This is a genomic window from Niallia sp. FSL M8-0099 (assembly GCF_038006945.1).
GTDB classification, from domain to species: domain Bacteria; phylum Bacillota; class Bacilli; order Bacillales; family Cytobacillaceae; genus Niallia; species Niallia circulans.
In genome coordinates, this window is the sequence record NZ_JBBOWF010000002.1 from 440,968 (window position 1) to 454,331 (window position 13,364).

Below are 13,364 nucleotides of genomic sequence, written 5' to 3' on the forward strand. Positions count from 1 at the left end.
TATAAAGGTGACTCTTGAGAATTACTTCTTTAATCGTTCATTTCTTAATTTTTTATACATATACTCAGCATGTTTCATTAGAGAATAATATTGTTTTTCTAATAGAAAATTCTGCTCTATAGGGTCTAAATTTTTTTCATTAGTTTCGACTGGTTTGACGTTTTTTTTTGTTCCAGAGGTAAGTTTTGTTTTTTTATTTTTTTTCTTATTTTTACAATTATAAAGTCTACCCAATTCATTTAATGGGTGGCTGATATAGCCAGGAGCCATTTCCATTTTTGGAATACTGCTATAGTTTTTTCTCTTAGCATTTTCTAATGGGGCTTTTTCTATAGCTGGCTTGCTAAAATCTTTTATGGTTGAAGAATCATCATACCCACCATTTTCCGATTGGTAATGAGTATCAGGATCTATAGCTGCTTCCTGATTAATAGTTAAAATGGGATTTTCTAATTTGCTATCTGAAATCAAATTTATAAAGGGATTCGCATTATAATTGGTAACAGTTTCCTTATCTCTTGAAGCAGCGTACAATTCATTAATAGTATCATTGCTAGTAGATGATGAAGATGTGTCTGTAATATTGGGGAAACTTAAACTTTCAGGAAAAGAAACAGCTTCCTGGGTTGCAATATTTTTCTCATTATCATTATCTTCTTTGCGAATCAGGTTATGTGCTGGTGTATTATCCATCAAATACTGTGATTGATTGTCTTCCACAACATCGTTATCTTTCACATGTATAATCTCTTCTTCGAGAATTTGGAATTGGGGAGATTGATTGTTTGTCAAAGGGAGATCTTTATCGTCTTTATGTTCAATATAGTCTTTTGCCTGAATATCTTCCTTTTGCTCAATGGCTGGTATATGGTTTATTACATGGAGAGATTCCTTTTCTTCCTTTTTAGCGTTGTCTTTCTCATCATGAACTTCTTCGTTGGAAATTGGGCTTTCTGCTGATAGATTACTACTGTCTGAAAGGGTAGATTCATTCTCATTATAGATTCCATTATAGATACCGACAATAAAGGATCTTTGTATATAGATTTGGTCATCCTCATTTAAGAGCATGACATAGTCTTCAGTTATTTGGCTTAATAGCCCAACAAAAAGCTGGTTGTTAATGCTTTGAATTGTTATCCAGCTATATTTAAAATCGTACAGCAAATCAAGCAAACTTTTCTTATTTTCGTGAGATAATAAAGAGGTTTGTGGAGAAATATTTTTTGCATTTTTTGTAATGGCGTGAATTTGATCATAGGCAAAATAAAATATCTTATCGTCTAATTGTAATACAATATGGTCCTCTTTCACATCAAGCAAAATTCCAACTATAGTTCGTGTGCTATTCAAAAAAATCCTAATCTTATAACCCTTTAATTGTTCTAGAGCCTGGGAAAAACTAAGCTCCTTCATTGCATAACCTCCTCACCCTATTAGGAAATCTCAAAAGGGTCTTCTCTAAAAGATGAAAAATGAAAAGTTAAAAAAGTTCCGTTATAACTTTCTAACAATTAATAATCCTTTTGAGATCAACCCTTATGAGATGATTATCCATTTTAGTCTATCTTTTCTTCTTTTTGTTCTTCTTGCTTCTCTTCCTTCTCTTCCTTTTCTTTCTCAGGCTTTTCAACTACTGCCCCATAGCTAATATTGTGGATATGGAACAAAGACAGTCTAATAATTTCTTCATTTGAAACAACTGTAACATAATCACTGTTGATGGCTTCTAAAACTCCTTCAATACTATCTTTGCCGCCGCGATTAATTTTGACCCAGTAGTATTCAAGTGAATCAAGTATTTCTGCAAAAGTTGAAGCTTCCTTATATTCAAAACTTTCAGGGATTACAAGTTCAAAAGGAAGTCCTTTCTTTGCATTTTCGGTAATACTCTTTATATGATGTAATTTATAATATACGATCCCATCATTTTCAATTAAGATTGTTAGAAAATCATCTCCTACTGCAAGCAGCAATCCAACTTTAGAATTGGGGCCACCTCTATCAATCTTTACAACTTTTCCTACTAATGTTTGTAATAATTCAACATTCATTCTCCCATTTCCCTCCTAATGATGTTTTCCCTGTATGTATATGTGTGCAGGAAAGATATTGTACTATTGCAATTGCCTATTTTATGGATAAAAACAGCATTTAGCTAAAAATAATAAGTGAAAATGGAAATGAAATTCCCGAAAAAAAACCGCTAAAATTCCACGGCATTAAGTCAGATTTTTTAACTGATTAGATAAGTACCTGTTTCTGTTTTGGATATAGGAGAGAATAAATTGTTTTTCCTTATCAAAAAAAGATGCAAGACGCGATGAAAAGGGGTCTTTTTCTATTTGAGGTTTTATTTTGGTAAATAGTTCTTCGATAATAGGAGATTGTGTTTTAGCAGTGAAGGAATCATTTAATATTTCCTCTAATATATTCTTATAGATTTTTCTAAATGCTGGGATATGAATGAGCCTCGCAGAAAGTGTGTTATATCCTTCTATAGGTACAACATCGTAATTTAACACTTTTCCATGTCTATTTCTACCCCATGTTCCATCGCAATCCCACGGAGATATCTCAAATAAATTGGTTGAACTATTGAAGTATATTGCATAGTTATGATCAAATCCATCAAAATGTTGTATACAGACAACTCCTGCAAGCCATTTTAGATATTTTTCGATATCCAGCATTTTAGGAATTATTTGTTCAAACTCAAGATTTAGTAATGTGTTGATTTTAAATAAAAGATCTGAGAATAATTGATTGCTATTACCTATTTGATATTTGGGAGTGTATCCCTGAAGTATCTCTTTTTTTGGTTTTCCCTCAACTGTTAATAATGAAAAATTGGCATCGTCATCTGTGGCATACAAGATGTCTCCATCTGCTAGATTTCTCTTTCTCAACAAGTATTCATCAAGGGACTCTATCTGTAGGTATATTCCTCTGTATTGACCGTTAATAGTCAAGAGAACATGCTGAGTCTGTGGGGAAAGAACACCAATGCTGTTGAAGAAATCCAAAGAAAGTTTACTGCGTATTAAAGAAGGATCCTTAGACTCCGCATTTAAATGAATTTCGTGTGTACCATTTACAGTAGAGGGATTTTGAAAAACAATGCTGTAAGATTTTTTTGTATGATTTCTAGTGGAATGACCACGATAAGATATTCCAATTAAATATTTATTCTTTCCTTCTTTGAGATAACCGGACACATAGTCATCACTCCAGATATCTTTTCTCAGATTTTTATAATCATTAGGATGAATGTAAATGTTGTATGTTTTCATCATTCTAACCTTCTCTCAATTTATTTATTAAATAAAATATGTACTATCTTTATTAAAGTTGCAGAAAAGGCTAGTATAAATCTTTGCAATGCAGTCAAAAGTCTAAACAGTACTTTCATTTAAAGCATAAGATGTATTAAACTTTTTGAAAGTGGTGGGGATTCTTGAGTGAAGATCTATTGGTAAAAGAAGCCATAAAACAAGCCATTGTGAATGGCTTAGATATTTTTCTAAATAACAATCCTATTGAACAGGATGAAGCTACAACAAATAATAAAAAATCCCATGGCGAGAAGGATAAATCTAAAGGCTGCAAATCTCATGGCAAGAAGGATAAATCTAAAGGCTGTAAATCTCATGGCAAGAAGGATAAATCTAAAGGCTGCAAATCCCATGGCAAGAAGGATATATCTAAAGGCTGCAAATCTCATGGCAAGAAGGATAAATCTAAAGGCTGCAAATCTCATGGTGAGAAGGATAAATCTAAAGGCTGCAAATCTCATGGTGAGAAGGATAAATCTAAAGGCTGCAAATCTCATGGTGAGAAGGATAAATCTAAAGGCTGCAAATCTCATGGTGAGAAGGATAAATCTAAAGGCTGCAAATCTCATGGTGAGAAGGATAAATCTAAAGGCTGCAAATCTCATGGTGAGAAGGATAAATCTAAAGGCTGCAAATCTCATGGTGAGAAGGATAAATCTAAAGGCTGCAAATCTCATGGTGAGAAGGATAAATCTAAAGGCTGCAAATCTCATGGTGAGAAGGATAAATCTAAAGGCTGCAAATCTCATGGTGAGAAGGATAAATCTAAAGGCTGTAAATCTCATGGAGAGAAGGATAAATCCAGAGGCTGTAAATCTCATGGAGAGAAGGATAAATCCAGAGGCTGTAAATCTCACGGAGAAAAGGATAAGTCCAGAGGCTGTAAATCTTAGATTGGCAAAAATAAGTCTAAAAGAAAGTAAATCAATCAGTAAAAGGATAGTTAAATTCGTTTAGAAGTTTAGCAAGGATAATTAAGATGGGATGTGTTCATTAATTTTTAGACCCCCGTCTTTTTTTTGTTATTTTTAACTTTTAGTTAGGAAGCGAATAGAGATAGCTGCTGTGATACCCCCATATGAATACTGTTTTCCAATTAGTTGGTCGAATCTATGAAATTGATTTTCATGATAGCTTTCATTCACTTTTTAATTTGAGAAACATTTTTAATCCCATATTTCTGCATGATTTCCTTATTCGTAAACTGACCACTTTTAACACCCTGAATTAGTTTTTGTCTAATCGTGCCATTTTAGAAGGTATTTTATGCATCTCATTTATTTAGGTTAGTCTAGTACCTCATTTTCTTTGACATTCTCTTCACTCCAATGGTTATTGTTGATATTTTTCATTAAATAAGACTTCTTCAGCAACTGCATTTGACATTAACTCTAAGTCAACAATTGCGAATTTTTGAATGGATAAAATACTTAGGTAGAATCCCATACAGATAGTAATAATTGATATATTATATTCCATTTTTCACAAGTATAAAACTTCCATGAGTAATTTTTAGCATTAAGAAAAAAATAAACCTGTACTATTAATTTAAACAAGGAGTGATTGAAATGAAAAAACAGAATTCCGATCAAAGTACTGAACTTGCAGGACGTTACTATAACCCAAGTGATTATGAAAAAAAAGACCAACTTTCTTCTGGCTTGGCAACTACTCATGAACAAGCTACTGATACATATACAGAAGGAGAAATTGGCGCTGTAATTGATGATGTGGATGGCGAGGATATAGAGATAGGGAAGAATAGAACTAAATAACAAATAGAAAAAGGATGCATACTTTTGAGAGAAAGCATCCTTTTTCTATTTTTCATGCCTATGCTATGCTTGCTAAGAAATTGTTACTCTGGAATATATGGTAATTCAAGTGTTTTCGGGATATTAATTACATGGGTCTCTACATAAGATTTTAATCCTTCTTCTCCATACTCTCTTCCAACTCCAGATTGTTTCACCCCGCCAAATGGGAATCGCACATCCAAGCCTTGAACAGCTGCAGTATTAATCATTGTTGTGCCTGCCTCAATGCGACGGGCAACTTTAATTGCATGTTCTTCTTCGCCCCAAACAGAACTTGTTAGACCATAAATACTCTCATTGTGTAACTCAATTACTTGCTCTTCATCATCAAAAGGCAAAATTGGCACAGTCGGTCCAAATTGCTCTTCTACAACAATTGGATCATGAAAATCAGCGCCTAATACTAATGTAGGCTGCAGAAAATATCCATTATCCATTAATTCGGGATTGAGAATTTCCCCTAATGGAATCACTTTAGCCCCTTTACTTTTTGCATCTTCTACAAGACTTTTAACATATTTCACCTGATTTTTATTATTTACTGGTCCTACTGTTACATCAGGATGAAAAGGATCGCCAACGCGAATCCACTTATTCGCTGCTTCGATATATTTCTCTACGAAAGCATCATAGATTGATCGATGAACATAAATGCGTTTCGCTATCATACATATTTGTCCTGCGGTAAGGAAGTTTGAAATTACCATTCTTCGCATCGCTTTTTCATCATTTACATCAAAGTCTTTTAGCACGATCGCGGCATCATTTCCTCCTAGCTCCAGCGTCATCTTTTTAATCGTTTCCGAAGCAGCCTTCATAATACTCTTAGCTGTCTTCGTTCCACCCGTGAAAGCAATCTTTGCAACTTTTGGATTCGATGTAAGCTCTACCCCTACCTCTGCATCCCCATGGACAAGATTGAGCACACCTGGAGGAAATTCTTCTGCGATAATTTCTACTACTTTACTGACAGCTAAAGGAGCAAAGGGACTTGGTTTTACAACCATTGTATTTCCAGTTAACAAGGCTGGTGCTATTTTAATAGTGGATAAAGAAATAGGATAATTCCATGGAGAAATAGCGGAAACCACACCTACTGGATCAAATGTAATGATTGTTCTCCCATTTTCATGCTCTTTTTCTTGGGGAGCAACAACTTTCTTTACATTCTTGCATGCAAATTCCATCCACATGATAGAGATTGCTATTTCACCTTTGGAATCATATAAAGCTTTCCCATGTTCCCGAGATAACAAAGTAGCTATTTCAGGTGTTGCATCCTTTAATTTTTGAATAGCTCGTTCCATTCTTTCGATCCGCTCATCTACATCCGTCCAAGCCCAGCCTTTTAACGCATCATAAGCTGCATCAATCGCTAGTACCGTTTCTTCTTTCGTATTAAGAGGTGCATATCCTACAATCTCATCCGGATGTGTTGGATTTTCACGTGGAGCTTGCTTTTCAGTTGGTACTTTCTCTCCATTGATAATGGCATGTATAGTAATTGGTTCTGTTTGCATATTCCGAATCCTCCTTGCAGGAACTATTTTACTTCATTAGTATGAATTAGGTTGTTTAGGTATATACAGTGAAAACGATAAAAACAAATAGATTTTCTTGAGAGACTAATAATCCCTATAACTGAAATACAGTAACACTATATTAACTTATACACTTTTTAGTAGGGGATTAATCTAAAAAAACTACTTTTTTGTGAAAAGTAGATGAATAAGGACTAAGCAGTTTGTCTGTAAAGGCGAACATTTCCTCCTTTAACTATTATTTGAAACTAGTTCGCACGGATATTTGGAGAGGGAATTTTGGACACTCACTCTATGGAAGAGAAGGTATATTTCAATTTGCAGCAGTTACTAAATGCACAAACATTTATATATTAAAAAAAAAAACCGAACAATTATACGCATATTGGCTCTCTGTAAAATTGTTCGGAATCTCTTCGACTGGAAGCTTTTCTCTTTATAGGTTAATTTTGGCCATAGTAAGCATATGCTCCGTGTTTTCTAAGATAGTGCTTATCTAATAAATGCTGATCCATAGAAGGAATAGCTGGATTTAGATTAAGTGTGTGATATGCCATTTTGCATACTTCCTCTAAAATAACAGCATGATGAAGTGCATCTTTTGCATTCTTTCCCCAAGCAAATGGGCCATGACTAGATACTAAAACTGATGGAATTTCATTGGGATTTATTCCGTTTTTATAAAATGTCTCTACAATGACATTCCCTGTCTCTCGCTCATAGTCCCCTTTGATTTCTTCTTCTGTTAAACTTCGGGTGCATGGAACAGAACCATAAAATGTATCTGCTTGTGTAGTACCTAAAGCAGGCAATTCCTTAGTTGCTTGAGACCAAATAGTAGCCCATGGGGAATGTGTATGAACAATTCCGCCGATATCTTTAAAGTTTTTGTACAACACTATGTGAGTACTAGTGTCAGATGAAGGTTTTAAATGACCCTCAACTACTTTCCCTTCAAGGTCAACTACAACTAAGTCACCTACTTTCAATCTCTCATATTCCACTCCACTTGGTTTAATAACAACTAGTCCCGAATCACGATCAATACCACTTACATTTCCCCAAGTGAATGTCACTAAATGATGTTGAGGTAAACCTAGATTTGCTTCTAAGACTTGTTCTTTTAATTTTTCAAGCATAGCTTTTCCACCTCTCCTTAATGATTCCCTATTTTTACGACTTTGCGAAAATTTTATCTATCAATCTACTAGTTATCATCAAAAGATACTAAAACCTTATTGTATTTCAATGTTCGCCCTGCCATTTTTTTTAAATATGCACCAACTTCATCAACAGTAATCTTATGAGAAATCATTGGTTTAAATTTCAGAGTGCCTTTTGTCATGAAATCTAAAGTTGCTTTCCAAGCAATTCCCGGATAGGGGGCTGTATATGAATTCCATGTACCTTGAATTTTTATCTCACCTCGAAGAACATGCTCTATTGCCTCTTCTGCTAATGGAAGATTTGAATGTGCAATACCCAAAAAAACTACACGTCCTTTTTTCTTGGCTGCTAATATGGATTGTTGCTGTGTAATTTTACTTCCGGCAGTTTCAGCAACGACGTCTGCTCCTCCATCAGTAAACTTGTGGATTTGTTGAACAACATCAGATACTTTTGCATTTATTACAATATCTGCTCCTAAATCTCTAGCAAGTTCCAGTTTTTCTTCAAATATATCTACCGCAATCACAGTAGATGCTCCAAAGATTTTTGCCCATTGTATTGTTAATTGTCCAATGGGTCCACACCCCATCACGACTACCGTTTCACCCGGTTGAATTTGTGCTTTTTGTAAGCCATGATAACCAATAGTAGCAGGTTCCACTCCTGCTGCCGTTTCATAATCTAGCCGATCATCGATTTGCAGAACATGCTTTTGGGGTACTTTTACATATTCTGCAAAAGCTCCATTACTTCCCGTTCCAATTATGTTATAATTTTCACATAATGCATAATCACTTGCCTGGCAAAATTTACATTCCCCACAAGGTACAAGTGGAGCAACTACTACTCTATCTCCCTGTTTTACATTCATTACATTTCCACCAATTTTAGCGACTTTCCCAGTAAATTCGTGCCCTAAAATAAGCGGATATGTCCGCGCTCCACTTACCATAGAACGCGGTACATCAGAACCACAAATACCACAATAAACTACCTTGATCAAAACTTCATCTTCATTGATTTGCGGTATGTCTATTAACTCTGTTTTGATATCTCCCAATGAGTGTAAAACTGCGGCTTGCATTTTTTGTTGCATTTTCAAACTCCTTTCTCAATTTGTATGAACACTTTCTGTAATTATATAAGATTGTAATTACCAACCATTTATCCGGTATACCAGTCAACTCGATTTGAAAACTTCCCCCTTATTCTCCCGTGCTGACTAGCCACACAATAGGATGCAGAAATCTCTATCTATGCTGCGGAAGATGTTTCTCTGTCTTGAGAATTTTTTTCAGCTTGACGATCTAAATAATCATAAATCGCCATTTTATTTTTTCTAAAAAAGAACCATAGAATGAAATAAGCGACAATCGTTAATCCAATAAAAATAGGATTCTGACTTAAAAATGCTAAAAAAATTAATCCTATTAATGGCTTTCCTAGTATATTGAAACTTGTTATTAACAATGCTCCAGCTGGTAAAGCAATGCCGACATCTTTGGCAATTTCAGTAAATAGAGGAGCTGTATACGTACACATGTATAATCCAAGGCCAAACCAGATAGCTCCATTGACCATAATCTTAGCGATATTGCCATTTGAAATAGCTACCAGACCTTGAACCATAAAGGGAATAGCTAATAAGTCAACAACTGGAAGCACTTTATTCCCTGGAAGAACCATTGCTAGGAATACCATCACTGGTATTAGTAACACTCCCGTCATTAAAGTTGCTTGTTCCCCAAAACCAGCAGCATCATTTACCGCTAAATACCATTCCCGATTAGAGCCCTTTTCTTTTTTGACTGTATTTTTTCTAGCAGCCTCTGTAATTGGACTAAATGCTTGAGCAAAAAGTCCAGCAACGCGTGGGAAAATTGCCATTACCGCACTTGTTGCAATTCCAACCAAAGCAATGGATCCCCAAGCATCCAAACTGTTTAATGTAGTTAAATTACCTAATACTCCAATGAATATTCCTAGAAACAAACCTAAAGTAATAGGTTCACCTAAAAATCCTAACCGCTTTTGCAAGGTTGCTGGATTTAATTTGATTTTATGGAATCCTAGTTTATTTAAAAGGGGATCCATTAAAACTCCAAATATAGTAGGTTCAATATTATGCATCGCAATAATTGTTGCATTTGGATAATTGTAATATTTTGACCATCTTCTTGCCATCAACTCTGCATTCAATAAGCTATAGAGGTTAAGAACAATCATACATCCAATCGATAAAAGCATATTATTTGTGACAAGATAAACCATTGATCCCCAAATAACATAGGAATAATTATTCCATAAGTCTGAAGGCTGGAAAACATCTGTCCATTTCACCAGGAATAATACCGTCTGCAGAATTAAGCCAACCGCTAGGAATATCATTCCAGGTTCGGTAGAAAAACCTACTATTGCTGTGGCTTGCCATCCCACATCAAAACCCGTTAATTCCATTCCAGTAATATCAACCATGTTTTGAATTACAGGTGAAATAATTGGCGTAAAGGCACCTAAAACCATTGTAAATCCTTGTAATCCAATACCGGCATAGAGAGCGGAAATAAATGCTTTCTTCATCGATACTTTAAGTAATAATGCAATAATAAAAATAATGATTGGAACTATAATTGGAGCGCCAAACGTATCAAAAACTTCTTTCAACGTTTCTAAAAACATTCCCATTCCCCCAGTCTATTATTTATTTAGTGCTTTAAGCACTTTTTCCACTTCCTCATAAAACTCCTCTTCTCCTATTCCAGTTAAACAGCTGCTAGCACTAATGGTTGGGATACTATAATCCTCAACTGGCAATGGACTAGTATGTGTAATTAAGTCATAATTTCCACTTTGAGCATAATTTAGAGCTTCTGTTGGTTTTGCTTCTGTAGTTCTAACATGAAAGCCTCTAGTCTCCATTTCCTCTTTCAGCTTCTCAGCTACCATCGATGACGTAACCGTTCCTGAACCACATACGGACAATATGTTGTAACTTTTCATTAAAAGCCCCCCAATTCAAATTTATTTAAGCTAAAGCATTACTTAAAATAGCAGAGATAACTCGACTATCTTCAGCCTTTTCCATTCTATTTAAAAGCTCTTCGTTCTGAAATATAGCCATTAGCTGCTTTAATAATTTCACTTGCTTTTTTGGTTCTTTAACTGCTAGTAAAAAAACTAGTTTCACATCAACTTCCTGGGCAGGATCAGCCATTAATTGAAAACTGACCGGTTCTTCTAAAGTAGCTAAAGCAATGGTTGATTCCTTTACATGTGTTGAGTCTGTATGTGGAATAGCAACATTAATGTGGCCTATTTGCAGACCAGTAGGCAAAGACAGCTCTCGTTGAAGCACTGCATCAATGTAAGTGTCCGTAACATAACCAGATTCTAATAACATCTCTCCCAAAATCTTAATTACTTCCTCAGAGCTATTTACTTTTAATTTTACTTTTACTAAGTCTAAAACCATGATTGTCTCCTCACATTTCACATTTCTAATGAAAATAATAAGCACTTGTGTTAATCCAATTATTAATTAGTGTGCAGCACCTCCATAAATGAATGAAAATCTTTTGTTTGAATTAACTCTTGAACTTTATCTTTAGATTTAACCAATTGATAAAGTTGTTTAAAAACCTTATAGTGATTTTCTCGATCTACTTCACTTGGTAAAATCAAAAAGACAAGCTGCACATTTGTTTTTCCCCATGGGATAGGTTTATGATTGATAGCTATATAAATCATCGTTTCCTCATTTTCCGTTCTTGCAATAGGATGTGGCATAGCTACATAATTCCCAACTTCTGTTGACGACATCTCTTCTCTTGTTAAAATACCGTCTAGCAAATATTCCATTTTCACTTTTTCTGTTAATCTTAATAAGAAGTCATGTTTGTTGTTTTCATCTAAAAGAATGAATCGGTTTTCACTTAAAGTCCGATCAAGAAAGCCTTGATTAATAGCTACAGCTATTTTCTTTAAGTCTTGTTCATCAAGAAACTCATTAACATGAATAATGGGAATACCATTCTTCTTCACATCCATTGTTGAAATAATTAATGAAATATTTTCTTCTATTTGATCTAACATTTGTAAAGAATATTCTCCTGCAATTTCAATATCTAAAAAATGTCTTTGAATTTTCTGCTTCAATATCATCGAAGCACCAATTCCACTTCCAGAAACGATTGCGACTCTTACTTTTTTTCTTTTTGTTCGTTCAATATGTGCAGCAATATGAAGAGCAATGTATCCGATTTCACTTTCTGGCACAACAAAGGTTAAATGTTTCTCCAAACGATGTGCTAAGAGAACTGCAATGTGATAAGCCAATAAGTACTCCATCTTAATATGAGAAATATAAGGATTTTCTACATAAAGCTGATATTGAAGAGGATATTGGGCTTTTGCTAAGTGAAAAAGCAATCCTGACACAAGTAGGCGATCTTCATTAAAGCGAAAATCGTATTGCTTTCCAAGATCATGTAAGCTTTTTTCTAACTCTCGTTTCAGTTCCTGAGGAATATTGGTTTCATTATTATAAAAACTAACTATTATACGCTGGCTTATTAGGTGTAGGCTAAAGTACATTTTCTCTTGATTTCCAATATCTATTTGAAATATCTCCTGAACATCCTCTAAAATCTTAGATGCCAATTCAAATTCTTCATAATCTAAAGATTGCTCTACTTCCTTTCCTTCGCGGATCTCATATCCATGTCGGATACGGTATATCGCAATAATTAAATGCACTAACAAACTACTTAATTTCCCTGTGGGAATATCGTGAATATACTTATTTAGATTCTCAATCACCACTGCTGACAGTAAATTTAATTCTTCTTCTAAAACCCAGCCACCGAAGCGAACTAGTAATTCTTTATACAGCTCTTTTATTGTCATAAAGTTTTTTTCTACTAAACTCTCAAGTAGTAATCTTTTGTCAAATTCATCCCCCTCTAATCGAATCCCTTGAAAAACTAATGCTTCCACGGATAAATTTCTTTTTTGGGAGGTAATCATTTGAGAGATTCGTTGAATATCTGACCGAATCGTTTGTGGAGAGAAATAAATCATTTGGGATAATTGTTCGTATGTTGTCCATTCCTTTGTATCTAGAAGTGCCTTTACAATATAAAATGCACGCTCCTCAAATTCAATATGATGTCTCTGTTTAAAACCAACTAACTCACCTTCAAGTTGATAACCTTGGCGTTTATTTGAAATAATGCGTGCACCAATGAGATAGTTATCATTCAAATCTTTAATGTCGTTTCTCACCGTTCTGGAACTAATATTTAGCTGTTCACTAATTTCATTTCCTGTTACAAACCCATCTGAATTTTGAAGTATGTGAAGAAGCTTGGTATATCTGTCTCTCATAGTGAATACCTCCTGTATCTACATCATAAAAAAGAAAGCATTTTCACGCTATTTTGTTCTTTTTCCTATTAGTAAGGAAATGAAAGACTACAACAAAACTTTTCCTATTGATAATG

Annotated in this window: 12 protein-coding genes; 2 read left to right on the top strand and 10 right to left on the bottom strand. The window is 34.5% G+C overall.

All coding sequences use genetic code 11. From position 1 onward, the window contains the following. Positions 1-21: 21 nt before the first annotated feature. The 3 genes from NSQ92_RS17100 to NSQ92_RS17110 form a co-directional block, all read right to left on the bottom strand. Positions 22-1,416 (bottom strand): DUF2642 domain-containing protein, encoded by a 1,395-nt coding sequence (locus NSQ92_RS17100; protein WP_047943801.1) that lies wholly within the window; start codon positions 1,414-1,416, stop codon positions 22-24. Positions 1,417-1,559: 143 nt separating this feature from the next. Next, positions 1,560-2,054, bottom strand: coding sequence for a hypothetical protein (locus tag NSQ92_RS17105; protein ID WP_047943800.1), 495 nt, complete (start codon positions 2,052-2,054; stop codon positions 1,560-1,562). Between the two features lie 168 nt (positions 2,055-2,222). After that, positions 2,223-3,296, bottom strand: coding sequence for a CotH kinase family protein (locus NSQ92_RS17110; protein WP_047943799.1), 1,074 nt, complete (start codon positions 3,294-3,296; stop codon positions 2,223-2,225). A gap of 252 nt (positions 3,297-3,548) precedes the next feature. Here NSQ92_RS17110 and NSQ92_RS17115 point away from each other — a divergent pair, with 252 nt between their 5' ends. Together NSQ92_RS17115 and NSQ92_RS17120 are read left to right on the top strand one after the other, a co-directional pair. Next, positions 3,549-4,292: a hypothetical protein gene (locus NSQ92_RS17115; RefSeq protein ID WP_341152978.1), complete on the top strand. Its 744-nt coding sequence runs from the start codon at positions 3,549-3,551 to the stop codon at positions 4,290-4,292. Positions 4,293-4,903: 611 nt separating this feature from the next. Next, positions 4,904-5,110: a YozQ family protein gene (locus tag NSQ92_RS17120; protein WP_047943797.1), complete on the top strand. Its 207-nt coding sequence runs from the start codon at positions 4,904-4,906 to the stop codon at positions 5,108-5,110. An 83-nt stretch (positions 5,111-5,193) separates the two neighbouring features. Here NSQ92_RS17120 and NSQ92_RS17125 read toward each other — a convergent pair whose 3' ends face one another. The 7 genes from NSQ92_RS17125 to NSQ92_RS17155 form a co-directional block, all read right to left on the bottom strand. Then, the gene (locus tag NSQ92_RS17125; RefSeq protein WP_061800328.1) at positions 5,194-6,672 is read right to left on the bottom strand and encodes an aldehyde dehydrogenase family protein; all 1,479 of its coding nucleotides are present in this window, start codon (positions 6,670-6,672) and stop codon (positions 5,194-5,196) included. A gap of 464 nt (positions 6,673-7,136) precedes the next feature. Next, positions 7,137-7,832 carry an L-ribulose-5-phosphate 4-epimerase gene (araD, locus tag NSQ92_RS17130; RefSeq protein ID WP_047943795.1) on the bottom strand — a complete coding sequence of 232 codons (696 nt, stop codon included), beginning with the start codon at positions 7,830-7,832 and terminating at the stop codon, positions 7,137-7,139. A gap of 68 nt (positions 7,833-7,900) precedes the next feature. Beyond that, positions 7,901-8,959, bottom strand: coding sequence for a galactitol-1-phosphate 5-dehydrogenase (locus NSQ92_RS17135; protein ID WP_336044847.1), 1,059 nt, complete (start codon positions 8,957-8,959; stop codon positions 7,901-7,903). Positions 8,960-9,117: 158 nt separating this feature from the next. Next, a complete protein-coding gene (locus NSQ92_RS17140; RefSeq protein WP_047943793.1) occupies positions 9,118-10,542 on the bottom strand; it encodes a PTS galactitol transporter subunit IIC in 1,425 nt (474 codons plus the stop codon). A gap of 18 nt (positions 10,543-10,560) precedes the next feature. Continuing rightward, positions 10,561-10,863 (bottom strand): PTS fructose transporter subunit IIB, encoded by a 303-nt coding sequence (locus tag NSQ92_RS17145; RefSeq protein WP_047943792.1) that lies wholly within the window; start codon positions 10,861-10,863, stop codon positions 10,561-10,563. Positions 10,864-10,888: 25 nt separating this feature from the next. Continuing rightward, a complete protein-coding gene (locus NSQ92_RS17150; RefSeq protein ID WP_144546312.1) occupies positions 10,889-11,335 on the bottom strand; it encodes a PTS sugar transporter subunit IIA in 447 nt (148 codons plus the stop codon). Positions 11,336-11,397: 62 nt separating this feature from the next. Then, positions 11,398-13,248 (bottom strand): BglG family transcription antiterminator, encoded by a 1,851-nt coding sequence (locus tag NSQ92_RS17155; RefSeq protein ID WP_341152979.1) that lies wholly within the window; start codon positions 13,246-13,248, stop codon positions 11,398-11,400. Positions 13,249-13,364: the final 116 nt, after the last annotated feature.

Bases quoted from the DNA above. Each gene is read 5' to 3' on its own strand.
- NSQ92_RS17155 (WP_341152979.1), bottom strand. From the start codon at position 13,248: ATGAGAGACAGATATACCAAGCTTCTTCACATACTTCAAAATTCAGAT.
- araD (WP_047943795.1), bottom strand. From the start codon at position 7,832: ATGCTTGAAAAATTAAAAGAACAAGTCTTAGAAGCAAATCTAGGTTTA.
- NSQ92_RS17110 (WP_047943799.1), bottom strand. From the start codon at position 3,296: ATGATGAAAACATACAACATTTACATTCATCCTAATGATTATAAAAAT.
- NSQ92_RS17115 (WP_341152978.1), top strand. From the start codon at position 3,549: ATGAAGCTACAACAAATAATAAAAAATCCCATGGCGAGAAGGATAAAT.
- NSQ92_RS17140 (WP_047943793.1), bottom strand. From the start codon at position 10,542: ATGTTTTTAGAAACGTTGAAAGAAGTTTTTGATACGTTTGGCGCTCCA.
- NSQ92_RS17135 (WP_336044847.1), bottom strand. From the start codon at position 8,959: ATGCAACAAAAAATGCAAGCCGCAGTTTTACACTCATTGGGAGATATC.
- NSQ92_RS17150 (WP_144546312.1), bottom strand. From the start codon at position 11,335: ATGGTTTTAGACTTAGTAAAAGTAAAATTAAAAGTAAATAGCTCTGAG.
- NSQ92_RS17100 (WP_047943801.1), bottom strand. From the start codon at position 1,416: ATGAAGGAGCTTAGTTTTTCCCAGGCTCTAGAACAATTAAAGGGTTAT.
- NSQ92_RS17105 (WP_047943800.1), bottom strand. From the start codon at position 2,054: ATGAATGTTGAATTATTACAAACATTAGTAGGAAAAGTTGTAAAGATT.
- NSQ92_RS17145 (WP_047943792.1), bottom strand. From the start codon at position 10,863: ATGAAAAGTTACAACATATTGTCCGTATGTGGTTCAGGAACGGTTACG.
- NSQ92_RS17120 (WP_047943797.1), top strand. From the start codon at position 4,904: ATGAAAAAACAGAATTCCGATCAAAGTACTGAACTTGCAGGACGTTAC.
- NSQ92_RS17125 (WP_061800328.1), bottom strand. From the start codon at position 6,672: ATGCAAACAGAACCAATTACTATACATGCCATTATCAATGGAGAGAAA.